Genomic DNA, 23,293 nt, shown 5'->3' with positions numbered 1-23,293 from the left:
GGACGGGGAACTTCCCCGGATGCGATGTTCCATTCAAGCCTCTGCGGAGCCATACGGCTCCGCAGAGGCTTATAGGCGTTTCAATGGCCCGTTTCGAAATGCCGATAGACGAATCGCGCTATTGAAAAGTTTTATCGGACCCGTGAAAAAAGGGAGAAAAAGATCATGAAAAACCTCCTCATCTAGCAGGAAAAGGGCGCGATGCGCCGAATACCAATTCCCGAGTGGGAGAAAGTGGGGCAAAGTGGAGCGTTGGGGGAAGGGAGTGGGGCAAGCCTATGTTTCTCGGAGAGCATCAGCACAGCTTGGATGACAAAGGCCGCCTTACGATTCCAGCCCGGTTCCGCGAGCATCTCGGCCCGGCTTTCATCGCGACCCGCGGTTTGGACCACTGCCTGTTTGTGTATCCAATGGAAGAGTGGAAGCAGCTCGAGCAGAAGATTCGCCAGCTCCCCCTGATGAAGGCGGACGCAAGAGCGTTCAGCCGTTTTTTCTTTTCCGGAGCGGTCGAATTGGAGCTCGACAAACAGGGAAGGGTAAATTTGCCCAATCACTTGACGGAGTATGCGAAGCTGGAAAAGGATTGCATGGTGCTCGGCGTGTCGAGCCGGGTCGAAATCTGGAGCAAGCCGCTATGGGAAGGATACTACGATCAGTCGGAGGAGACTTTCAACGAGATCGCGGAGAAGCTGGTGGATTTTGACCTTCAATTCTAGTTCGCGTCATTCAACTTGGATCAACGAAATAACCGTCATCGAGGTCAGTCATCCAGAAATCAGGAGGTACCCCATTGTTCCATCACATTACGGTATTGAGGGAAGAGGCCGTCGACGGCCTGTCGATCAAGCCGGACGGCATCTACGTCGACTGCACGCTCGGCGGAGCCGGGCACAGCGAGCTGATCGCGTCCAGGCTCGGCCCCGGCGGCCGGCTGATCGCGTTCGACCAGGACGACTGGGCGCATGAGAACGCCCGCGTCCGGCTCGCCCCCTATCTCGATCGGGTGACGCTCGTGCGCAGCAACTTCCGCTACCTTCAGGAGCAGCTCATGCTGCTGCCGGAGGTGCCCAAGAAGGACGGCATCCCGCAGGTCGACGGAATCCTGTTCGATCTCGGCGTCTCCAGTCCGCAGCTGGACGAGGCGGAGAGGGGCTTCAGCTACAACCACGACGCTCCGCTCGACATGCGGATGGACCGGGAGTCGGAGCTGACGGCGCATGAGATCGTCAATGCGTGGGACGAGCGCGAGCTCGCCCGCATCCTGTTCGTCTACGGCGAGGAGAAGTTCTCCCGGCAGATCGCGCGCGCCATCGTCAAGCGGCGGGCCGAAGGGGAGATCGCGACGACGGGCGAGCTGGCGGAGCTCGTCAAGTCCGGCATCCCGGCGGCGGCGAGGCGCACGGGCGGACATCCGGCCAAGCGCAGCTTCCAGGCGTTGCGGATCGCCGTCAACGACGAGCTCGGAGCCGAGGAGGAAGCGCTGGAGCAGGCCGTCGCCTGCACGGCCCCCGGCGGCAGGATTTCGGTCATCACCTTCCATTCGCTGGAGGACCGGATCTGCAAGCAGCTGTTCGCAGGGCATTTGGCCCGCTGCACGTGCCCGCCCGATTTTCCCCAGTGCGTCTGCGGCAACAAAGGCGCGCTGAAGCTCGTGACGCGCAAGCCGGTGCTGCCGTCGGAGGAAGAGCTCGAAGCCAACCCCCGCTCACGCTCCGCGAAGCTGAGGGTGGCCGAAAAGCTGGACGCCTAAAGGCGCCCTGAGACAAGGAAAATGAATCCATAACTGCCAGTGGATATGTTATCGCCATGCCAGCCGATCATGAAACCGCAGGAGGGAGCCCGCTTTGGCTTACACGAATGGCAATTTGGCTTTGCAGCCCAAACGAAAACCGCAGCAGCAGCCGGTAAAGGAAACGAAACGAGTCGTCCAGGTCCGGAGGATGATCCCGCCCAGGGAAATGCTGCGCTACATGGCGTCCGTGCTTGCAGTCGTAGGCATCCTCGTGCTGATTCTGTTCCGATACGCGCAGGATTACCGGATGGAGCTCCAGATCAAGGAGATGAACGCCAACTACCAGCAGGCGACCGTCGACGTCAAAGTGCTGCAGGGCGAAGTGGCCAAGCTGTCCGACCCCGCCGTCATCGCCAAAAAAGCGAAAGAGCTCGGCATGACTCCGGCCGGAGCCGACAAGGCGGACGAAGGCCAAGAAGCAGGGCGGTAAGCGATGAAGGCGAATCTTGCTTTTCAAACCGTGAAACGGATCAAAATGCGTACCGTCGTTGTCGGAGGGCTCATCACCCTCCTTTTTCTTATTCTGTTGAGCCGGCTGTTCTGGGTCCAGGTCGTGAAGGCGGACTTCTGGCTCGGCGAGGCGAAGAAAATCTGGGCGGCCGAGGACACGCTGCCGGCCGAACGAGGCACGATCAGCGACCGCAACGGCACGCTGCTGGCGATGAATATTCCCGCCTACTCCGTCGTCGTCGATCCGAAGATGCTGGACAAGGTCGGACTCGCCGCCGAAGCGGCGCAAGGCTTGGCCAAGCTGCTCGGCAAGCCGGAGGCGGAGGTGCTGCAGCAGGCGACGTACCGCAACGACAAGGGCGAGTTCGTCCAGTACCGCATGCTGCGTCCGGAAGGCTACCAGATCGACAAGGCGAAGGCCGACGAGGTGCTGGCGCTGCGCAAGTCGCTCGCCGACAGCTACAAGAAGCGGACGGGCAAGACGCTGCGCGAGGGAGCGGTTGGCATCGTGCTCGAGGAAAGCTCGAAGCGGTATTATCCGAATCATTTTCTCGCGGCGCATGTGCTCGGCTACATGAACAAGGAAGGCCAGCCGGTGACCGGCCTCGAGGCGGGCTACAACGATCTGCTCAAGGGGCAGGACGGCAAGGTCGTCTACGAGAAAGACGGCAACCGCGTCCAGGTGGCGAGCGGCAAGGCCGAGGTCCAGCCGGCGGTGAACGGCGGCAAGCTCAAGCTGACGCTCGATGCCGAGATCCAGAATTTCCTGCAGGACGCGATCCAGAAAGCGTACGACCAATACAAGCCGGAGAGCATCACGGCGATCGCCGCCGATCCGAGCACGATGGAGATTCTCGGTATGGGCAGCCTGCCCTCGTACGATCCGAACGAATACTCCAAGTACAAGGTCGGCAACTTTTACAACCATGCGGTCAGCTCCCTGTACGAGCCGGGCTCGACGTTCAAGATCGTGACGCTGGCCAGCGCGGTGCAGGAAGGCGTGTTCAACCCGAACGCGACCTACATGTCCGGTTCGATCAAAGTGCCGGGCAATACGGTTCGGGACATTCGACGCGACGGCTGGGGTCAGATCAGCTATCTGGAAGGGCTCAAGCGCTCCTCCAACGTCGCGTTCGTCAAGCTCGGCTATGAGACGCTCGGCAAGGAGAAGCTGGTCGGCTACATCGAGAACTTCGGCTTCGGCAAGCGCACCGGCATCGAGCTCGGCAACGAATCCAAAGGCGTGCTCAACATCGTCTATCCGTCCGACGTCGCCCGCGCGACGTTCGGGCAGGGTACGGTGGCGGTGACGCCGATCCAGCAGGTGGCCGCGGTCGCCGCCGTCGCCAACGGCGGCAAGCTGATGAAGCCGCACATCGTCAAGTCGGTCGAGGACCCGAAGACCGGCAAGGTGACGGAGACGAAGCCGGAGGTCGTGCGGCAGGTCATCAGCGCCGAGACGTCGCGCAAGGTCGGCGAGTATCTCGAGCAGGTCGTGTCCGACAAGGAGATCGGCAGCGGCAAGAACGCCGCGATCGCCGGCTACCGCATCGCCGGCAAGACCGGCACCGCGCAGAAGGTCGTCGGCAAAGGCTACTCGTCGGACAAATATGTCGTCTCCTTCATCGGCTACGCGCCGGTCGAAAATCCGCGTCTCGTCGTCTACGTGCTCGTCGACTCGCCGAACAACCCGATGGTCGGGGGCGGCACGGTCGCGGCGCCGGTATTCAAGGAGATTGTCGGCAACAGCCTGCGCTACATGGGCGTCAAGCCGTCGATCGACGCCAAGCTCGCTTCCGACGGACAGGCGGCGCTGACCGTGCCCGATCTGAAGGGGCTCGGCGCGGCCGAGGCGCAGGCGGAGCTGAAGAAGCGCGGCCTGGAGTCCAAGCAGGTGGGCAAAGGAGCGAAGGTGCTGCAGCAGATGCCGGCGGCCGGAGCGGTGCTGGCGGAAAAGCAGCGCGTCTACCTGCTCACCGAGGAGGAGAGCAAGCTGGCGCTGCCATCGCTCGCCGGGCTGTCGCTGCGGGACGCGCTGCAGCTTTGCTCCTCGGCGGGCAAGCGCTGCGTCACCGAAGGCGAAGGCTACGTCGCCGCCCAGACCGACGCGCGCCTGAACGGCGAGCCGGTCGTCAAGCTGACGCTGAAGCCTCCGGGCGCGGAGGAGGCGGCAGGCTCCGCCGACGGGACCGCCGCCGCAGGCGCGGAAGCCGGCGGCCAAGCGAAGCCGGAGACCGGCTCCGGCTGACCGGCGGCAGGCAGCGGGCCGGAGCGCCCGGCTGGAGCCTGACCGGAGGGCCCGAGAGCGGCTCTCATCGCCGGGCGCCGCACCCGCTCGCCAGGCTTGTTCTAGTTCAGGCTCCGTTCGAATAGGGTAACGTGTACGGACAGACTCTGGCTGTCCTCCCAAGTTCGAACGGAGAGGGGAACGAGCGGATGAAAGTGTCCCACGTCACCTTGCGCCGGCGCCTGTTCCTGGCGCTGGTCATCGTCATCATCGGATTCGGCGCGCTCATCGCGCGCCTTGCCTATGTCCAGCTGGCACGCGGAGGCGAGCTGTCGGCCAAGGCGGAGGACAACTGGCGGCGCGAGGTCGACTTCGCCCCCCGCCGCGGCGATATCCTCGACCGGAGCGGCGAGCAGCTCGCTTATAATGTCAGCTCGCCGACGATCGTGGCCATCCCGGTCCAGATCAAGGACAAGGAGGGCACCGCCCGCAAGCTGGCTCCCGTCCTCGGCATCGACGAGCAGAAGCTGCTCGCCCTGCTCAAGAAGCGGGCCAGCAGCGTGTTCATCAAGCCGGAGGGACGCAAGATCACGGTCGAGAAGGCGATGGAGGTGCGCAAGCTGGAGCTGCCCGGCATCGTCGTGGCCGAGGACAACAAGCGATACTATCCGTTCGGCGAGCTGGCCGCCAGCGTGCTCGGCATCACCGGCATCGACGGCGGCCTCACGGGCGTGGAGAAGAAGTACGACGCCTACCTCAAAGGGGTAAAAGGAAGCGTCTCCTACTTGTCGGACGCGAGCGGCCATCTCATGCCGGGCTCGACCGACAAGCTCAGCGAGCCGCAGGACGGACTGAGCCTGCAGCTGACGATCGACCGGCAGATCCAGAGCATCATGGAGCGCGAGCTCGACCAGGCGATGACGAAGTACAAGCCGAACAACGCGATCGCCATCGCGATGGACCCGAACAGCGGCGAGGTGCTCGGCATGGCGAGCCGTCCGACGTTCGAGCCGGGCAATTACAACGCCTACCCGGCCGAGGTGTACAACCGCATCCTGCCGATCTGGACGACGTACGAGCCGGGCTCGACGTTCAAGATCATCACCTTGTCGGCGGCGCTGGAGGAAGGCAAGGTCGATCTGAAGCACGAGCGCTTCTTCGACCCCGGAGCCGTCGAGATCGGCGGCGCGCGCCTGCGCTGCTGGAAAAAGGGCGGACACGGAAGCCAGACGTTCCTCGAGGTCGTGCAGAACTCCTGCAACCCCGGCTTCGTCGCGCTCGGCAACCGGCTTGGCAAAGAGACGCTATTCAAGTATATTAAGGACTTCGGCTTCGGGAAGAAGACCGGCATCGACATCGGCGGCGAGGAGAACGGCATCCTGTTCAAGCTGAATCAGGTCGGTCCGGTGGAGCTGGCGACGACGGCCTTCGGGCAGGGCGTATCGGTGACGCCGATCCAGCAGATCGCGGCGGTCTCGGCGGCCGTCAACGGCGGCACGCTCTACAAGCCTCATCTGGCCAAGGCATGGATCAAGCCGGACACCGGCGAGGTGGTGGAGCGGATCGAGCCGGAAGCGGTCCGCAAGGTCATTTCCGAAAAGACCAGCGCGCAGGTGCGCGAGGCGCTCGAGAGCGTCGTCGCGCTCGGCACCGGAGGCAACGCCTTCCTCGACGGCTACCGCGTCGGCGGCAAGACGGGCACCGCGCAGAAAGTCATCAACGGCCGATACTCGGCGAGCGAGCACATCGTCTCGTTCATCGGCATCGCGCCGGCGGACAACCCGCGCATCGTCGTCTACGTCGCCGTCGACAACCCCCAGGGCATCCAGTTCGGCGGCGTCGTCGCCGCGCCGATCGTCAAGGGCATCCTCGAAGACTCGCTGCAGTATATGGGCGTGCCCAAGAGCGCCGATCAGATCGGCAAGAAATACAAATACGGCGAGACGACGACGGTCACCGTCCCGAATCTCGTCGGCAAGACCGTATCCGACATCTACGAAGACATGAACATGAACTTCAACCTCGTCTCCGCCGGCAGCGGCGGCACGGTCGTCCGCCAGGCGCCGGAAGCCGGCGCCCGCGTGGACAAAGGCTCGACGATCCGCATCTATCTCGGAAGCGACGCCGACCTGCCGCAGCCGGCCGGAGACGGGCACAGCCATTGACGCATGACAGAGAGGAGAGAGAACGATGCGTTTGGAGCAACTGGCATCGCAGCTTAGGACCGCGCGCCTCGCAGGAGACGGCGCGACGGAGATCACGGGGGTGGAAAGGGACTCCCGGGCCGTGAAGCCCGGGGACCTGTTCCTCTGCCTGCCCGGACATACGGTGGACGGGCATGACTTCGCGGCGCAGGCCGTAGCGGCCGGAGCGGCGGCGCTCGTCGTCGAGCGTCCGCTGCCGCTGGCCGTGCCGCAGCTGGTCGTCCGCAGCAGCCGCCACGCGATGGCGGTGCTGGCGGATCATTTCTACGGCCATCCGAGCCGGAACCTGCGCGTCATCGGAGTGACCGGCACCAACGGCAAGACGACGACGACCTATCTGATCGAGCGCATCCTCGATGACGCCGGCCGCAAGACCGGCGTCATCGGTACGATCGAGATGCGCTACGGCGGGCGCTCGTTCCCGATGAACGGCACGACGCCGGAGGCGCTCGACCTGCACCGGGACCTCGCCGCGATGCGCGAGGCCGGCACGACGCATGTGGCGATGGAAGTTTCCTCCCACGCGCTGGAGCAGGGCCGGGTCAAGGGCGTCGAGTACCGCACCGCGATCTTTACGAATCTGACGCAGGACCATTTGGATTATCACGGGACGATGGACGTCTACCGCGAAGCGAAAGGGCTGCTGTTCTCGCGTCTCGGCAACGGCTATGGCCGCGACGAAACGCGCTTCGCCGTGCTCAACGCCGACGATCCGGCGGCGGAGCGCTTCCGCCAGCTGACGGCGGCCGAGGTCGTCACCTACGGCGTCGACGCCGAGGCGGACGTCCGCGCCTCGAACATCCGCATCGCGGCGGGCGGCACCTCGTTCCATGTGAGCAGCTTCGCCGGAGAGGCCGACATCATGCTGCGCATGGTCGGCAAGTTCAACGTCTACAACGCGCTGGCGGCGTTGTGCGCCGGACTGCTCGAGGGCATCCCGCTGGAGCAGGCCAAGGCGAGCCTGGAAGGCGTGCCGGGCGTGCCAGGCCGGGTCGAATCCGTCGACGCGGGTCAGGACTTCGCCGTCATCGTCGACTATGCGCATACGCCGGACGGGCTGGAGAACGTGCTCAAGGCCGTGCAGGAATTCGCCGAGAAGCGCGTCATCACCGTCTTCGGCTGCGGCGGCGACCGCGACCGCACGAAGCGGCCGATCATGGGCGAGATCGCTTCCCGCTACTCGGACTATACGATCGTCACCTCCGACAATCCGCGCACCGAGAATCCAGAAACGATCCTGCTCGACATCGAGGTCGGACTGCAAAAGGCCAGCGTGCCCCAGGAGCGTTACGAGCTGCTTGTCGACCGCCGCGAGGCCATCGAAAAAGCGGTTGAAATGGCAAGCCCGGGGGATGTAGTATTGATTGCGGGGAAGGGCCATGAGACCTATCAGATCATCGGAAAGACGACCCATGACTTCGATGACCGGCTGGCCGCTCAAGAAGCGATAAGGGGAATACGCAATTGATTAGACGCAAGCTGAGCATCATCGCCGACATGAGCTCGGGCCGCCTCGGGCCCGGTTACATAGACGTTCCGGAGGGCGCGGCGCCCTCCGCTCCGGCGCTGCCTCCGGGCGGCTGGACCGATCTGCTCGTCGAGGGCGTGACGACGGATTCGCGCCGCGTGGGCAAGGGCCAGCTGTTCGTGCCGCTGACAGGCGATTCGTTCGACGGGCATGATTACGTGGAGGCGGCGTTCCGGCAAGGAGCGGCCGCCGCGTTCTGGAGTCTCGACCGCGAGCTGCCGGCCGCGCTGGCCGGTAAGCCGCTCGTGCTCGTCGAGGAGCCGCTGGAGGCGCTGCAAAGCCTCGCCGCCGCCTACCGCAGCGAGCTGCGCGCGCTCATCGTCGGCATCACCGGCAGCAACGGCAAGACGACGACGAAGGACATGGCCGCCGCCGCGCTCGGCTCCGTCATGCGCGTGCACAAGACGGCCGGCAACCTCAACAACCACATCGGCCTGCCGCTGACCGTGCTGGAGCTGCCGGAGGACGCGGAGGCGGCGGTGCTGGAAATGGGCATGAGCGGCCTGCGCGAGATCGCGCTGCTGACGAGCATCGCCCGTCCGGACATCGCCATCATCACGAACATCGGCGACGCCCATCTGCTCCAGCTCGGCTCGCGCGAGATGATCACCCGCGCCAAGCTGGAGATCGTCGAGGGGCTGCGCCCCGGCGGGCTGCTGCTCGTCAGCGCCGACGAGCCGCTCATCGCCGCCGAGCTCGGGCGGATGACGCTTCCTGCCGGCGCGCAGGTGCGCACGTTCGGCGCCTCGCCGCGCAGCGACTGGCGCGCCGCCGGCATCGAGGTCGGCGCGCAGTCCTGCGCCTTCACGGTCAAGGCCGGCCCGGCCGCCGGCTTCCGGCTGGCCGCCGCGCCCGCGAAGAGCCCGGCGGCGGCAGCCGCTCCAGCCTCCGTGCCGGCCGAAGCTTCCGTTTCGTCCTCGGAGCTTCATTCGGCCGCCGCGCCTGCGGAAGCCGCTTGCGAAAGCTGCTTCCCGCAAGTGCGCATCGAGATTCCGGTGCCCGGCGTGCACAACGTGCACAACGCGCTGGCGGCGATCGCCGCGGCGACCGCCGTCGGCGTGCCGGCCGAGGCGGTCGCTTCCGGGCTGCGCTCGATGCAACTCACCGGCATGCGCATCCAGCCGGTCGCGGCGGCTTGCGGCGCGATGATCCTCAACGACGCCTACAACGCCAATCCGACCGCGGTGCGCGCCGCCGTCGACCTCGTCGCCGGCCTGACCGGGTACCGGCGCAAGTGGATCGTGCTGTCGGACATGCGCGAGCTCGGCGAGACGGAGGAGGAGCTGCATCGCGAGACGGGCGCGTACATCACGCCGGACAAGGCGGATGCGGTGCTCACCTGCGGCGAGCTGTCCGCCTTCACGTCCGCCGGCGCCGCCGAGGCTTTCGGCGGGCTTGCGCCGGGAGCGGTGCGCCATTTCGACTCCCAGGAGTCGCTCATTCACGCGATACGCGAGGAGCTCGACCCCAGGGATCTGGTGCTCGTCAAGGGCTCCCGCACGATGCATATGGAAAGGGTCGTCGAAGCGCTTCAGCGCTGACGCGGCAAGGTGGAAGGCATGGACATGCTCGCGATACTCATGACAATCGGCGTTTCGTTCCTGCTCGCGGTCATTCTCGGACCGCTATGCATCCCTCTGCTGCGGCGGCTCAAGTTCGGGCAGCAGGTGCGCACGGACGGGCCGCAGAGCCATCTCAAGAAATCCGGCACGCCGACGATGGGCGGCATCATCATCCTGCTGGCGGCCACCGTCGCGTTCCTCCGTTTCTCGGACAAGACGACGGAATTCTGGGTGCTGCTTGTCGGCGCGCTCGGCTTCGGCCTCGTCGGCTTTCTCGACGATTACATCAAAATCGCCTTGAAGCGCTCGCTCGGCCTGACGGCCAAGCAGAAGCTGTTCGGACAGCTGCTGTTCAGCCTCATCGTCTGCGTCCTGCTCTACCAGATGGGGCACAGCACGGCCGTATCCGTTCCGGGGACCAGCTTCAGCCTGGACTTCGGCTGGTTCTATTATCCTTTCGTCATCATCATCTTCTTCGGCACGACCAACGCGGTCAACTTCACCGACGGCGTGGACGGCCTCCTGTCCGGCACGAGCGCGATCGCCGCAGGAGCGTTCACGATCATCGCCATGCAGGCGACCGAGCATGAGAGCGCGGTCTTCACGGCGGCGCTTGTCGGCGCGGTGCTCGGCTTCCTGATCTTCAACGCCCACCCGGCCAAGGTGTTCATGGGCGACTCCGGCTCGCTCGGCATCGGCGGCGGACTGGCCGCGGCGGCGATCCTCACCAAGACGGAGATCCTGCTCGTCCTCATCGGCGGCGTGTTCGTCGTAGAGATGATCTCCGTCATCCTGCAGGTCGGCTCCTTCAAGCTGCGCGGCAAGCGCATCTTCAAGATGAGTCCGATCCATCACCATTTCGAGCTGTCCGGCTGGTCGGAGTGGAAGGTCGTCACGGTGTTCTGGGCGGTCGGCCTCGTGCTGGCGACCGCCGGCCTCGCGCTGTACCGGATCGGCGGAGGCTGATCGGCATATTCCACGCAAACGGCAGCCGTCCGGAGGGACGGCAAGCCGTTTTGCTGCATAAGGAGAGGGTTTGGATGGAGCATCCATCTTCATATCGAGGGCGAAAGGTCGTCGTGCTCGGATTGGCGCGCAGCGGCGTCGCCGTCGCCAAGCTGTTTCACCGTCTTGGAGCAGACGTCGTCGTGAACGACCGCAAGCCCCGGAAGGACAGTCCCGAGGCGGGAGAGCTCGAAGCGCTTGGCATCCCCGTCATCTGCGGCAGCCATCCCCAGGAATTGGTTGGTTCAACGACCGCTCTGCTGGTGAAGAATCCGGGGATTCCGTATAGCGCGCCGCCGGTGGCGGCCGCGCTGGAGCTCGGCGTCGAAGTGGTGACCGAGGTCGAGGTGGCCGGCCGTCTGTCGGCGGCGCCGATCATCGGCATCACCGGCTCCAACGGCAAGACGACGACGACGACCTGGATCGGGGAGATGCTGTCGGCCGCCGGGCTGTCGCCGATCATCGCGGGCAACATCGGCCGGCCGCTGTGCGAGGCGGCGGAAGAAGCGACCGCGGACGACGTGCTCGTCGCCGAGCTGAGCAGCTTCCAGCTCAAGGGGACGACGTCGCTGCGACCGCGCGTCGCGCTGCTGCTCAATCTCGCCGAGACGCATCTGGACTACCACGGCTCGATGGACGACTACGTCGCCTCCAAGGCCAAGCTGTTCGCCCATCAGACGGACGAGGACGTCGCGGTGCTCAACGCCGACGATCCGGTCTGCGCCGAGCTCGCTCCGCGCTTGCGCGCGCGGCTGCTGCCGTTCTCGCTGACGAAGCGGCTGGAGACAGGCGTCTGCGTCGAGCCGCCGGTCCCGGCGGGCGGACAGGAGGACGAAGCCGCCGCAGGGGCGGAGCGCTGGATCGTCTACCGCGACGGCAGCGGAGCGGAGCTGCGGCTGCTGCCGGCGGCGGAGCTCGCCCTACCGGGCCGCCACAATTTGGCCAACGGGCTGGCCGCCGCCGCCGCTTCCATCGCGATCGGCGCGGAGCCGCAAGCGCTGGCGCAGCCGCTGCGCCGCTTCGGCGGCGTCGAGCACCGGCTGGAGTTCGTGCGCGAGGCGGGAGGCGTCCGCTATTACAACGACTCCAAGGCGACGAACCCGACGGCGACGACGACGGCGGTGAGCTCGCTCGACCGGCCGATCGTGCTGATCGCCGGCGGGCTCGACCGGGGCTCCGACTACATGGAGCTGCTGCCGCTGTTCCGCTCGCGGCTCAAGGGACTCGTCGTGCTCGGCCAGACGAGAGGCAAGCTGGCCCGCGTCGCGGAGCTGGCGGGTATGCCGGCCTCGCGCGTGGCCGATGCTGGGGAGGACGCCGAATCCTCGATCGCTCAGGCGGTGCGGCTCGCCGCGTCGCTGGCGGAGCCGGGCGACGCCGTGCTGCTGTCGCCGGCGTGCGCGAGCTGGGACATGTTTCCTTCGTACGAAGTCCGCGGGGACATGTTTAAGGATTCGGCGCATACCTTGTAAGTAGGGGGCTCGTCCCTACTTTCCCATGCCAGAGGTGTTGCGTCATGCCCAAAGCCCGGTCCGCTCCGGACGCATGGCTGATCGGTTCCATCGCCCTTATCCTCGCCATCGGTCTGATCATGGTCTACAGCGCGAGCGCGGTGCGGGCGTTTCAGGACTTCGGCGACAAGTTCTACTATGTGAAGCGCCAGTCGCTGTTCGCTCTTCTCGGCATCGGCGCGATGGTGTTCACGGCCAATACGGATTACCACGTTTGGAAAAAATACGCGAAGCCGCTGCTGCTGATCTGCTTCGCGCTGCTCGTGCTCGTGCTCGTGCCCGGCATCGGAGCGGTACGGGGCGGAGCGCGCAGCTGGCTCGGCATCAGCTCCTTCGGCATCCAGCCGTCGGAGTTCATGAAGCTCGGCATGATCCTGTTCCTCGCCAAGATGCTTTCCGACAACCAGCAGCGGGTGACGCAGTTCGCCCGCGGCCTGCTGCCGCCGCTCGGCCTGATGGCGGCGGCGTTCGGCCTCATCATGCTGCAGCCCGACCTCGGGACGGGCTCCGTCATGATGGGCGCCTCGCTGCTCGTGCTGTTCGTCGCCGGCGCGCGGATGAAGCATCTGGGAGGACTCGCCGCCGTCGGCGCGGTCGGGCTCGTCGGCCTCATCCTGGCGGCCCCGTACCGGCTGGCGAGGATCACCTCGTTCATGGACCCGTGGTCCGACCCGCTCGGCGCGGGCTACCAGATCATCCAATCGCTGTACGCGATCGCGCCAGGCGGCCTCGTCGGCCTCGGCCTCGGCATGAGCCGGCAGAAGTACAGCTACCTGCCGGAGCCGCAGACCGACTTCATCTTCTCCATCCTGGCCGAAGAGCTCGGCTTCATCGGCGGCGCGCTGCTGATCCTGCTGTTCCTCATCCTCATCTGGAGAGGCATGCGCGCGGCGATCTACGCGCCGGATACGTTCGGCAGCCTGCTCGGCGCGGGCATCACCGGCATCGTCGCCGTTCAGGTGCTCATCAACATCGGCGTCGTCATCGGACTGATGCCCGTGACGGGCATTACGCTTCCGCTCGTCAGCTACGGGGGCTCGTCGCTGACGCTGCTGCTTACCGCGCTCGGCATCCTGCTCAGCCTGTCCCGTTATTCGAGGTGACAGGCGGGACGAGGCGGAATCGACCTGGGAACGAAGCGGCGCGCTTCTGCGGAAGCGCGCCGATGCGATAGGAGGAACGGCGCGCCGCAGCGCCGCCGCAGAACCTCCCGCCCCTGACCGGCGGGAGACATCAGGGCCGGCGAGCCGAGGGAGGCTTGCCGGCCAGCAGCAAGGGACCCGCGGCGCCGGGCGTCTGTCACCATGGCGTCCGGCTGGGCATAGGATACTGCATAATCGTGTCCGTCAGCTTGAGGGCGGCCGATTACCTTTCCCGAGAGGGAGAGTGGCATTCATCGGAGCCGGTTTCGGCTCCGGGCTGCAGCTTGAATCTGGCTTGCCGCGAGCCCCGACACATAAGGAGGAACGACCATGGAGGCATGGATGGCAGAGCTGGAGGATGCCGCGATCGGCGGCATCCAGAAGCATGTGCCGCTTGCCAGGCACACCACCTGGAAAATCGGAGGCCCGGCGGACGTCCTGCTCACGCCGGCAGGCAAGCCGGAGATGCTCCGCGCGATGGCGATCTTGAACCGCAACGGCGTGCCTTGGACGATCATCGGCAAAGGCTCCAACATGCTGGTGAGCGACAAGGGCATCCGGGGCGTCGTCATCAAGGCGGGAGAGGCGCTGGACTACGCGGAATTCGACGGCACGCTCGTGCGCGCCGGCGCCGCGTACTCCATCATCAAGCTGACGGTCATGGCCGGCAAGCAGGGACTGACCGGACTGGAATTCGCCGGGGGAATTCCGGGCACGGTCGGAGGCGCTGTCTATATGAATGCAGGTGCCCACGGGTCTGACATGTCGCAACGATTCAACTCCGCCGAAATCGTGCTGGAGACAGGAGAATTGGTCGTGTGGGGGCCGGAGGAGATGGCGTTCCGCTATCGCCACTCGCGCCTGCAGGAGCCGGGCAGCCGCGGCATCGTGCTGGAAGCGACGCTGCAGCTCGCGCATGGCGACCGCAAGGAGATCGCCGCGGCGCTGGCGACGCACAAGGAGCGCCGCCGGCGCACCCAGCCGCTGCAGCAGCCGAGCTGCGGCAGCGTGTTCCGCAACCCGCCGGGCCATCATGCCGCCAAGCTGATCGAGGAGAGCGGCCTGAAGGGCTTCTCCATCGGCGGCGCGCAAGTATCGCCCCTGCACGCCAATTTCATTGTCAACACCGGCCAGGCGACGGCAGAAGACGTCCTCACCCTGATCGCCCATATCCGCAGCACGGTCAACAACCGTACGGGAATTGAACTGATGCCCGAAGTATTGGTGGTGGGTGAGCGGTAACTTGGAGGTGTAGGTTTGGACAAATTGGTGATTGAAGGTGGGCAACCTCTCTCAGGAACCATTGCTATCCAAGGGGCGAAAAACGCAGCCCTGCCGATCCTGGCAGCCAGCGTGCTCGCCTGCGGCACAGTGACGCTCGAATCCGTGCCGCAGCTGCTCGATATCGAAGTGATGCTGCAAATCCTGCGCGAGCTCGGCTGCCGCGCGGAGCATGAGGGGGAGACGGTCACGCTCAATACGGCGACCGCCTACCAGGCCCATATTCCGGAGAAGCTGATGAGCCAGATGCGCTCCTCCATCTTCCTGATGGGGCCGCTGCTCGCCCGCTTCGGCGAGGTGCATATCTATCAGCCGGGCGGCTGCGCCATCGGCGAGCGCAAATTCGACCTTCATTTGGAAGGGCTTCGAGCGCTCGGCGCCGAATTTGAAGAATACGGGGACCGAATCTCCTGCACCGCCGACAAGCTCGTCGGAGCGGACATCCATCTGAGCTTCCCGAGCGTAGGGGCGACCGAGAACATCATGATGGCCGCCGCGCTGGCGGAAGGCCGCACGACGATCGTCGGCGCGGCGCGAGAGCCGGAGATCCAGGACCTGCAGAATTTCCTGAACGCGATGGGAGCCCGCATCATGGGCGCCGGCACGGACACGATTACGATCGACGGCGTCGATTCGCTGAGCCCTTGCTCCTACCGCGTCATCCCGGACCGCATCGTCGCCGGCACGCTGCTCGTCGCGGCCGCTGCGACCAAGGGCAAGGTGACGCTGACGAATACGCGCCCGGCGCATCTGTCGTCGCTCGTGCATGTGCTGCGGCGCGCCGGGGCGAACGTAGCCATCGACGGCGACGCCATGACCGTCAGCGCCTCGTCGCGTCCGAAGGCGGTGGAGCGCATCGTCACCTCGCCCTATCCCGCCTTCCCGACGGACCTCCAGTCGCCGGTCATGGTGCTGCTCGCGCTGGCCGACGGCGTCAGCATCATGAAGGAGACGATTTTCGAAGGCCGCTTCAAGCATGTCGGCGAGCTGTGCCGGATGGGGGCGGACATCCGCGTCGATCTTGGCGCAGCGATCATCAAGGGCGTTCCGCGCCTGTACGGAGCGACGGTGGAGGCGACGGACCTGCGGGCCGGAGCCGCGCTCGTCATCGCGGGGCTGGCCGCCCAGGGACGCACGATCGTCGAGCAGGTGCACCATATCGACCGCGGCTACGACAGCATCGAATCGATGCTGGGCCGCCTTGGAGCCCGCATCGCACGCAGCGCGCCGGTGCCGGACAACGGCGCGGTGCCGGGCTGAACCAGCCTCGGCCGCCACGCTCCGGCAGGCGCTTCACCGACGGTCCATCCGCGCTTGCGGGGATGGGCCGGCTTTACAGCTCGAGGAGGGACAAGCGTGGCCGAACTGATACCGCTTCTAAAGGAGCCGCCGCCGAAAAAACGGGGCAGCCGCAAGCTGATCCTGGTCCTGGTGCTTCTTTTCCTTATTCTATTGTCCATTCTTTTTTTTAATTCCGCGATCAGCAAGGTTTCCGCCATCGTCGTCTCCGGCGAGCAGTTCACGTCGGAAGCGGACATCAAGGCGGCGGCGAGCGTGCGCCCCGGAGACGCGTTCTTCGGCACGGCGGCCGGCACGGTGGAGAAGCGCGTGAGCGCGCTGGGCTCGATCAAGCGCACGACGGTCGAGAAGAAGTTTCCCGGCGAGGTGCGGATCATCGTGGAGGAGTACCCGCCTGTGGCGTTCGAGATGGACGACGCCGGCAAGCTGAGCGCCATCCTCGCCAGCGGCAAGATTCTGGAGGCGGATACCGGGAGCGCCGTCGTGGACAAGCCGGTGCTCTCCGGCTGGCGCAAGGACGATCCCGTCAAGAAGAAGCTGTGCGAGGCGCTCGCCGGCATCCGCGCCGAGGACATGGACCATCTGTCGGAGATCAGTCCGAGCCCGACCGAGGCTTATCCCGACCGCATCCGCATCTATACGCGCTCGGGCTTCGAGATCATCACGGCGGTCTCGCTTCTGAAGGACAAGCTGCCGACGATCAACTCCGTCGTCGAAGAACGCTCCCCGGGCCGCGCGACCCTGCTGCTGGCCGATACGTACATGCCCTTCGGCCCGGTCGAGGAGACCCCCGGCGAAGCCGGAGGGGAAGGCTCCCGCTGACGCGGCGGAGCAAGGCCGCCCTTTTATTTCGCTTCAAAGAATGGTAGAATTTAAGATAGGCTTTTTTTGAAGATGAAGAAATCGCCGGCCATGCAAAATGCCAGCGCTGGGATGAATTCCCTCCTGAAAAATATGTAGAAAAAAGAGGGAAAATATCAGAAGCGTGGAATATGTACGACAGATATAGTCACGATAGGCGATAGAAACTAACGATCCGGAACGGAGGTGCCGCGCAATTGAGCAGCAACGACATCATCGTCAGTTTGGACATCGGTACATCCAAGGTTCGAGTTATTATTGGCGAAGTGGCGAACGGAGCCATTAATATAATTGGAGTTGGATCGGCTGACTCGGAAGGAATCCGCAAGGGAGCGATCGTCGACATCGACCAGACGGTCAAGTCGATCCGCAGCGCGGTCGAGCATGCCGAGCGCATGGTCGACATCGAGATTTCCGAGATCTACGTGGGCGTGCAGGGCAACCATATCGCGCTCCAGAGCAACCACGGCGTCGTCGCGGTATCGAACGAGGACCGCGAGATCGGCGACGAGGACATCGATCGCGTGCTGCAGGCAGCCAAGGTCGTCGCGCTGCCGCCGGAGCGGGAGATCATCAACCTCGTGCCCAAGCAGTTTCTCGTCGACGGCCTGGAGGGCATATCCGACCCTCGCGGCATGATCGGCGTCCGTCTCGAAGTCGAGGCGACGATCGTGACCGGCGCCAAGACGGCCATACATAACTTGATCCGCTGCGTCGAAAAGGCCGGCCTGCACATCTCCGGGATCATCCTCATGTCCCTCGCCTCCGGCATGATGTCGCTGAGCAAGGACGAGAAGGCGATGGGCACCGTGCTGGTGGACATCGGAGCAGGATCGACGACGCTCGCGATCTTCGAGCAGGGCGGGCTTGTCGCGACGTCGACGCTGCCGGTCGGCGGCGAATTCGTCACGAACGACATCTCGTACGGCCTCCGGACGCAGACCGATCAGGCGGAGAAGATCAAGCTCAAGTACGGCTGCGCGTCCGTGACGGATTCGGCGGAGGATCAGCGCTTCAAGATCACCCGCCTCGGCTCCAACGTCGAGAAGGAGTTCTCCCAGGTCGATCTCGCCAATATCATCGAGCCGCGCATGGCGGAGATCTTCTACCTGATCCGCCAGGAAGTGCGCCGCCTCGGGTTCGGCGCCAAGGTCCAGGGGTATGTGTTGACGGGCGGGACCGTCAACATGCCGGGCACCCTTACGGTCGCCCAGCAGGAGCTGGAGTCCTCGGTGCGCATCGCCGTGCCGGACTTCATCGGCGTGCGCGATCCGGCATTCGGCAGCGGTGTCGGCATGATCCAGTACGTCAGCAAGCACATGACGATTCGCAACTCGGGAGCGGTCAAGAAGCAGGCAAGCCGCAAGACGGGAACCGCAGCCCCCGCTAAACCCGGCATGATTGAACGAATCAAGAATATGTTCAGTGAATTCATCTGATCGGGGGAAATAGAATGTTGGAATTCGATATTGACCTGGAACAACTGGCTCAAATCAAAGTCATCGGTGTCGGAGGCGGCGGGAGCAACGCGGTGAACCGGATGATCGACAACGGCGTCAAAGGCGTAGAGTTCATCACGGTGAACACCGACGCCCAGGCGCTTCATTTGGCGAAGTCGGAGCATAAGCTGCAGATCGGCGACAAGCTGACGCGCGGCCTCGGCGCCGGCGCCAATCCGGAAGTCGGCAAGAAGGCGGCCGAGGAGTCCCGCGATCTCGTCGCAGGCACGCTCAAGGGAGCCGACATGGTATTCGTCACGGCGGGCATGGGCGGCGGCACCGGTACGGGCGCAGCGCCCGTCATCGCCGAGATCGCCCGCGAGTGCGGCGCGCTGACCGTCGGCGTCGTCACGCGTCCGTTCACGTTCGAGGGACGCAAGCGCTCCAACCAGGCCGAGCTCGGCATCGAGGCGCTCAAGGAAAAGGTCGACACGCTCATCATCATTCCGAACGATCGCCTGCTGGAGATCGTCGACAAAAAGACGCCGATGCTCGAGGCGTTCCGCGAGGCGGACAACGTGCTTCGCCAAGCCGTGCAGGGCATTTCCGACCTGATCGCGGTTCCGGGACTCATCAACCTCGACTTTGCCGACGTCAAGACAATCATGACCGAGCGCGGCTCCGCGCTGATGGGCATCGGCATCGCGACCGGCGAGAACCGCGCAGCCGAGGCGGCGCGCAAGGCAATCCAAAGCCCGCTCCTCGAGACGTCGATCGACGGCGCCCGCGGCGTCATCATGAACATCACCGGCGGCAACAACCTGTCGCTGTACGAAGTCAACGAAGCGGCCGAGATCGTCATTGAAGCGTCCGATCCCGAGGTGAACATGATCTTCGGCGCGATCATCGACGAAGACCTCAAGGACGAGATCAAGGTGACGGTCATCGCGACCGGCTTCGAGCACAAAGCGAGCCCGACCCCGGTCCGCCGTCCTCCAGCGAGCGCGCCGGCTCCGGAGCCATCCGAAACGCGCCAGCCGGCTTCCTCGCCGAAGCCGTTCAACAACGCTTCCAGCGATCAGCTGGAGATTCCGGCCTTCCTGCGCAACCGCCCTCGCGGCGACCGCTAAGGCAGACCGATCCGGCCGCAGCCGCCCCTTCCTACCGGAAGGGGCGGCTTTTTGTTTTCCTGAAAAGAAACCTGGGTGTCTGGCGGAGGACGGCGACAGCCGTTTCGCCCGGATCGCTTTTGTCCCCTGCGATCCGACAAAACTAGAGCGGCCGAAGCGGCAGGTTTAGACAGACATCGAGAGGGGGCTGGACTATACTGGGTTCATTCGTTCTCCGGGTTCAAGCCAAGCCGCGGACCAAGGAAGGTGAGCCTCGCTGGCCGTTTACGTCGACGTCCTTTTTTTGAGAGAGCTGCTCGTAGACGGCTCCATGCTGCTGCTGACGGGGTGGATCCGGGGTGTGAAAGCGAAGCCGGTCCGCGTGCTCGGCGCAGCATCGATCGGTGCGGCATACGTCGTGCTGATGCTGTTTCCGCCGCTTTCCTTCCTGTATACGGTCGCCATCAAGGCCGGCATCTCGCTTGCCATGCTGTACGTCGCCTTCGGCTTCCGCGATACGCGGAGCTTCCTGCGCTTCATCGGCGCGTTCTACGCGGTCAACTTCGTGGCGGCCGGTGCCGTGCTCGGCCTGCACTACATGCTGCTTTCCGGATCGGACGAGGTATGGCGGAGCATGCGTTTCCTGGAGGACGGCATGGCGGTCGAGCTGCAGACGAGCCTTTGGTTCGTCGTCAGCGTGACGGCGATCGGCTTGTATCTGATGCGCTCGGTCGTCGCCGGCAGGCGGCAGAAGGAGCTGGTGCTGTCCCATCTGGCCGAGGTGATCGTCCGCATCGGGGCGTCGGAGCATCGCTGCACTGGCCTCGTCGACACGGGCAACCAGCTGTACGATCCGTTGTCGAGAACGCCGGTCATGGTCATGGAGGCATCGCTGTGGGAGGACGAGATCCCTCCCGGCTGGATGAAGGGCATCCGCGACGGCCAGGTCGACCGCCTGGTCGCTGAATTGGGCGAGGAAGAATTCAAGTGGCAGGATCGGATCCGGCTCGTTCCCTATCGGGGCATCAACAAGGGCACCCAGTTCATGCTGGCGCTCAAGCCCGACGGCGTCGTCATCGAGCGGGAAGGCAGCCGGAGCGAGTCGAGCAAGGTGCTGATCGGACTGGACGGAGGCAAGCTGGTCGCGGACGGTTCGTACCGCGCAATCATACATCCCTCCCTGGTGGAGAGCCAGGCGGGCTGAACGACGATCCCAGAAACGAAGGAGATGAAGACCCCTATGATGGTGAAGCTGCGCTTGAACCTGCACTTGTACTACTACCGCCTGCTGTTCCTGTTCGGGTTGAAAAGCCAGGAAATCTATTACATCGGCGGCAGCGAGGCGCTGCCGCCTCCTCTTACCCGCGAAGAGGAGGAGTACCTCCTGGAGCGGCTGCCGTCCGGCGACAGCGCCATTCGAGCGATGCTCATCGAACGAAACCTTAGGCTGGTCGTCTACATCGCGCGCAAGTTCGAAAACACCGGCATCCACATCGAGGATCTCGTGTCGATCGGCGCGATCGGGCTCATCAAGGCGGTCAATACGTTCGATCCGGAGAAGAAGATCAAGCTGGCCACCTATGCCTCCCGCTGCATCGAGAACGAGATTCTCATGTTCCTGCGCCGCAACAGCAAGACGCGGACCGAAGTGAGCTTCGACGAGCCGCTCAACATCGACTGGGACGGCAACGAGCTGCTGCTGTCGGATGTGCTCGGCACGGAGAACGACACGATCTATCGCAACATCGAGGAGCAGGTCGACCGCAAGCTGCTGCATAAGGCGCTTGACAAGCTCACCGAGCGCGAGCGCATCATCATGGAGCTGCGCTTCGGCCTCGCCGACGGAGAGGAAAAGACGCAAAAGGACGTCGCCGACCAGCTCGGCATCTCGCAGTCGTACATCTCGCGGCTGGAGAAGCGCATCATCAAGCGGCTGCGCAAGGAATTCAACAAGATGGTCTGAGGCCGTCCGGACAATGGACGGGATCCGGCCGGAACGAACACGAACGGATGAGGACCGGCATCGCGCCAGATGCCGGTTTTTTTGCGTCATTTTCGGAAAAAACAGCTTTAGGGAAAAAAAGCTTTGATTTTGAGAACGGTTATCACTACAATGTTTGTATAGGTTTTCCTTTCATAATTCAACGCAGAAATGAGTGAAGAAATGCTCCGCCGATTTTTCTCGTACTACCGCCCGTACAAAGGGCTGTTCATCCTCGACTTCACCTGCGCCGTCATCGCCGGCCTGCTGGAGCTCGCATTCCCGATCGCCGTCGGCCGCTTCACCGACGACCTGCTGCCGACCGGCAACTGGAGCCTGATCGTCTGGGCGTCGATCGGCCTGCTCGCCGTCTACGGCGTCACGGCGCTGCTCAACTACATCGTCACTTACTGGGGCCATATGCTCGGCATCAACATCGAGACCGACATGCGGCGCAACCTGTTCGGCCATGTGCAGAAGCTCAGCTTCCGCTTTTTCGACAACAACAAGACGGGCCATCTGATCGGCCGCATGACCAACGACCTCAACGACATCGGCGAGCTCGCGCATCATGGACCCGAAGATGCGTTCATCGCCGTCATGACGCTTGTCGGTGCGTTCGGCCTGATGGCCTACATCAACCTGGAGCTGGCGATCATCAGCTTCGTCATCGTGCCCGTGCTCGCCTGGATGATCCTCTTTTTCGGACGCCGCATGGGACGGACGTACGGCCGCATGTTCGGCAACGTCGGCAACTTCAACGCCCGCATCGAGGACAACGTAGGCGGCATCCGCGTCGTGCAGTCGTTCGCCAACGAGGAGCATGAGAACAAGCTGTTCGCCGTCGAGAACGCGAACTACCGCCAGACCAAGCTGATCGCCTACAAGACGCTGTCCGCCAGCATGACCCTCAATTACGTCATGATGCGCCTCATCACGGTGCTCATCCTGCTGTTCGGAGCATGGTTCTACATTGACAACCGCATCGAGATGGGCGAATTCCTGGCGTTCCTGCTGCTCTCCAACGTCTTTTTCCGTCCGATCGAGAAGATCAACGCCATCATCGAGAGCTATCCCAAGGGCATCGCCGGATTCGCCCGCTACTGCGAGATCATGGACACCGATCCGGACATCAAGGACAAGCCGGATGCCGCCGTCCTCGAGCGGGCGAAGGGCGCGATCGTATTCAAGGACGTGAGCTTCAGCTACGAGCCGGGCCGCCCGATCCTGAACGGCATCGACCTCGCGATCCGTCCGGGCGAGACCGTCGCGTTCGTCGGCCCGTCCGGCGCCGGCAAGACGACGATCTGCAGCCTGCTGCCGCGCTTCTACGAGGTCGACGGCGGCTCGATTACGGTCGACGGCCATGACATCCGCGACTTGACGGTGGAGTCATTGCGCCGCAATATCGGCATCGTACAGCAGGACGTGTTCCTGTTCTCCGGCACGATCCGCGAGAATATCGCCTACGGCAACCTGCAGGCGACCGACGAGCAAGTATGGGATGCGGCGCGGCGGGCTTCGCTCGACGAGCTGATCCGCTCGCTGCCGGACGGCATGGACACCGTCATCGGGGAGCGGGGCGTCAAGCTGTCCGGCGGACAGAAGCAGCGGATGAGCATCGCCCGCATGTTCCTCAAAAATCCGCCGATCCTTATCCTCGACGAGGCGACGTCCGCGCTCGATACCGAGACGGAGGCGGCGATCCAGGCGGCGCTGGCGGAGCTGTCCGTCGGGCGCACGACGCTCGTCATCGCCCATCGCCTCAGCACGGTGAGAAATGCGGACCGCATCCTCGTCGTCAACAGCAGCGGCATCGCCGAGGAAGGCCGTCACCAGGAGCTGGTCGCCGCCGGCGGCATCTACAGCCGCCTGCACGTCGCGCAGATGAGCCAAGCCTAG

18 protein-coding genes are annotated in these 23,293 nt (G+C 64.3%); all 18 read left to right on the top strand.

What is annotated here, in order from left to right; translation table 11 throughout:
• Window positions 1–278 precede the first annotated feature (278 nt).
• The 18 genes from mraZ (at window position 279) to HGI30_RS13595 (ending at window position 23,293) form a co-directional block, all read left to right on the top strand.
• The gene (gene mraZ, locus HGI30_RS13680; RefSeq protein ID WP_168908064.1) at window positions 279–716 is read left to right on the top strand and encodes a division/cell wall cluster transcriptional repressor MraZ; all 438 of its coding nucleotides are present in this window, start codon (window positions 279–281) and stop codon (window positions 714–716) included.
• Between the two features lie 74 nt (window positions 717–790).
• Window positions 791–1,750 carry a 16S rRNA (cytosine(1402)-N(4))-methyltransferase RsmH gene (gene rsmH, locus HGI30_RS13675; RefSeq protein ID WP_168908063.1) on the top strand — a complete coding sequence of 320 codons (960 nt, stop codon included), beginning with the start codon at window positions 791–793 and terminating at the stop codon, window positions 1,748–1,750.
• A 94-nt stretch (window positions 1,751–1,844) separates the two neighbouring features.
• The gene (locus tag HGI30_RS13670; RefSeq protein WP_168908062.1) at window positions 1,845–2,222 is read left to right on the top strand and encodes a septum formation initiator family protein; all 378 of its coding nucleotides are present in this window, start codon (window positions 1,845–1,847) and stop codon (window positions 2,220–2,222) included.
• A 3-nt stretch (window positions 2,223–2,225) separates the two neighbouring features.
• Entirely contained in the window at window positions 2,226–4,490 is a 2,265-nt protein-coding gene (locus HGI30_RS13665; RefSeq protein ID WP_168908061.1) for a penicillin-binding transpeptidase domain-containing protein, read from the top strand.
• 188 nt (window positions 4,491–4,678) lie between these two features.
• Window positions 4,679–6,634 carry a stage V sporulation protein D gene (locus tag HGI30_RS13660; RefSeq protein ID WP_168908060.1) on the top strand — a complete coding sequence of 652 codons (1,956 nt, stop codon included), beginning with the start codon at window positions 4,679–4,681 and terminating at the stop codon, window positions 6,632–6,634.
• A gap of 25 nt (window positions 6,635–6,659) precedes the next feature.
• Complete coding sequence (locus HGI30_RS13655; protein ID WP_168908059.1) at window positions 6,660–8,141, top strand: UDP-N-acetylmuramoyl-L-alanyl-D-glutamate--2,6-diaminopimelate ligase; 1,482 nt, start codon at window positions 6,660–6,662, stop codon at window positions 8,139–8,141.
• Window positions 8,138–9,742: a UDP-N-acetylmuramoyl-tripeptide--D-alanyl-D-alanine ligase gene (locus tag HGI30_RS13650; protein ID WP_235680128.1), complete on the top strand. Its 1,605-nt coding sequence runs from the start codon at window positions 8,138–8,140 to the stop codon at window positions 9,740–9,742. The genes HGI30_RS13655 and HGI30_RS13650 overlap by 4 nt, the downstream gene beginning before the upstream one ends.
• Before the next feature lie 18 nt (window positions 9,743–9,760).
• Entirely contained in the window at window positions 9,761–10,729 is a 969-nt protein-coding gene (mraY, locus tag HGI30_RS13645; protein WP_168908058.1) for a phospho-N-acetylmuramoyl-pentapeptide-transferase, read from the top strand.
• A gap of 74 nt (window positions 10,730–10,803) precedes the next feature.
• Window positions 10,804–12,240, top strand: coding sequence for a UDP-N-acetylmuramoyl-L-alanine--D-glutamate ligase (gene murD / locus HGI30_RS13640; protein ID WP_168908057.1), 1,437 nt, complete (start codon window positions 10,804–10,806; stop codon window positions 12,238–12,240).
• Window positions 12,241–12,284: 44 nt separating this feature from the next.
• Complete coding sequence (gene spoVE / locus HGI30_RS13635) at window positions 12,285–13,382, top strand: stage V sporulation protein E (protein ID WP_168908056.1); 1,098 nt, start codon at window positions 12,285–12,287, stop codon at window positions 13,380–13,382.
• A gap of 369 nt (window positions 13,383–13,751) precedes the next feature.
• Complete coding sequence (murB, locus tag HGI30_RS13630; protein ID WP_168908055.1) at window positions 13,752–14,663, top strand: UDP-N-acetylmuramate dehydrogenase; 912 nt, start codon at window positions 13,752–13,754, stop codon at window positions 14,661–14,663.
• A gap of 15 nt (window positions 14,664–14,678) precedes the next feature.
• On the top strand, window positions 14,679–15,962 hold the full coding sequence (murA, locus tag HGI30_RS13625; RefSeq protein WP_168908054.1) for a UDP-N-acetylglucosamine 1-carboxyvinyltransferase: 1,284 nt from the start codon (window positions 14,679–14,681) through the stop codon (window positions 15,960–15,962).
• Between the two features lie 96 nt (window positions 15,963–16,058).
• The gene (locus HGI30_RS13620; RefSeq protein WP_168908053.1) at window positions 16,059–16,823 is read left to right on the top strand and encodes a cell division protein FtsQ/DivIB; all 765 of its coding nucleotides are present in this window, start codon (window positions 16,059–16,061) and stop codon (window positions 16,821–16,823) included.
• Between the two features lie 236 nt (window positions 16,824–17,059).
• Window positions 17,060–18,301: a cell division protein FtsA gene (gene ftsA / locus HGI30_RS13615; RefSeq protein WP_168908052.1), complete on the top strand. Its 1,242-nt coding sequence runs from the start codon at window positions 17,060–17,062 to the stop codon at window positions 18,299–18,301.
• Window positions 18,302–18,315: 14 nt separating this feature from the next.
• Complete coding sequence (gene ftsZ / locus HGI30_RS13610; RefSeq protein ID WP_168908051.1) at window positions 18,316–19,431, top strand: cell division protein FtsZ; 1,116 nt, start codon at window positions 18,316–18,318, stop codon at window positions 19,429–19,431.
• 256 nt (window positions 19,432–19,687) lie between these two features.
• Complete coding sequence (spoIIGA, locus tag HGI30_RS13605) at window positions 19,688–20,614, top strand: sigma-E processing peptidase SpoIIGA (RefSeq protein ID WP_168909882.1); 927 nt, start codon at window positions 19,688–19,690, stop codon at window positions 20,612–20,614.
• 36 nt (window positions 20,615–20,650) lie between these two features.
• Window positions 20,651–21,373, top strand: coding sequence for an RNA polymerase sporulation sigma factor SigE (sigE, locus tag HGI30_RS13600; protein ID WP_168908050.1), 723 nt, complete (start codon window positions 20,651–20,653; stop codon window positions 21,371–21,373).
• A 201-nt stretch (window positions 21,374–21,574) separates the two neighbouring features.
• A complete protein-coding gene (locus tag HGI30_RS13595) occupies window positions 21,575–23,293 on the top strand; it encodes an ABC transporter ATP-binding protein (protein WP_168908049.1) in 1,719 nt (572 codons plus the stop codon).

This window comes from Paenibacillus albicereus (assembly GCF_012676905.1).
Taxonomy (GTDB): domain Bacteria; phylum Bacillota; class Bacilli; order Paenibacillales; family Paenibacillaceae; genus Paenibacillus_O; species Paenibacillus_O albicereus.
Note: the sequence above shows the minus strand (reverse complement) of the source record. Positions and strands in the feature narration are given on the sequence as shown.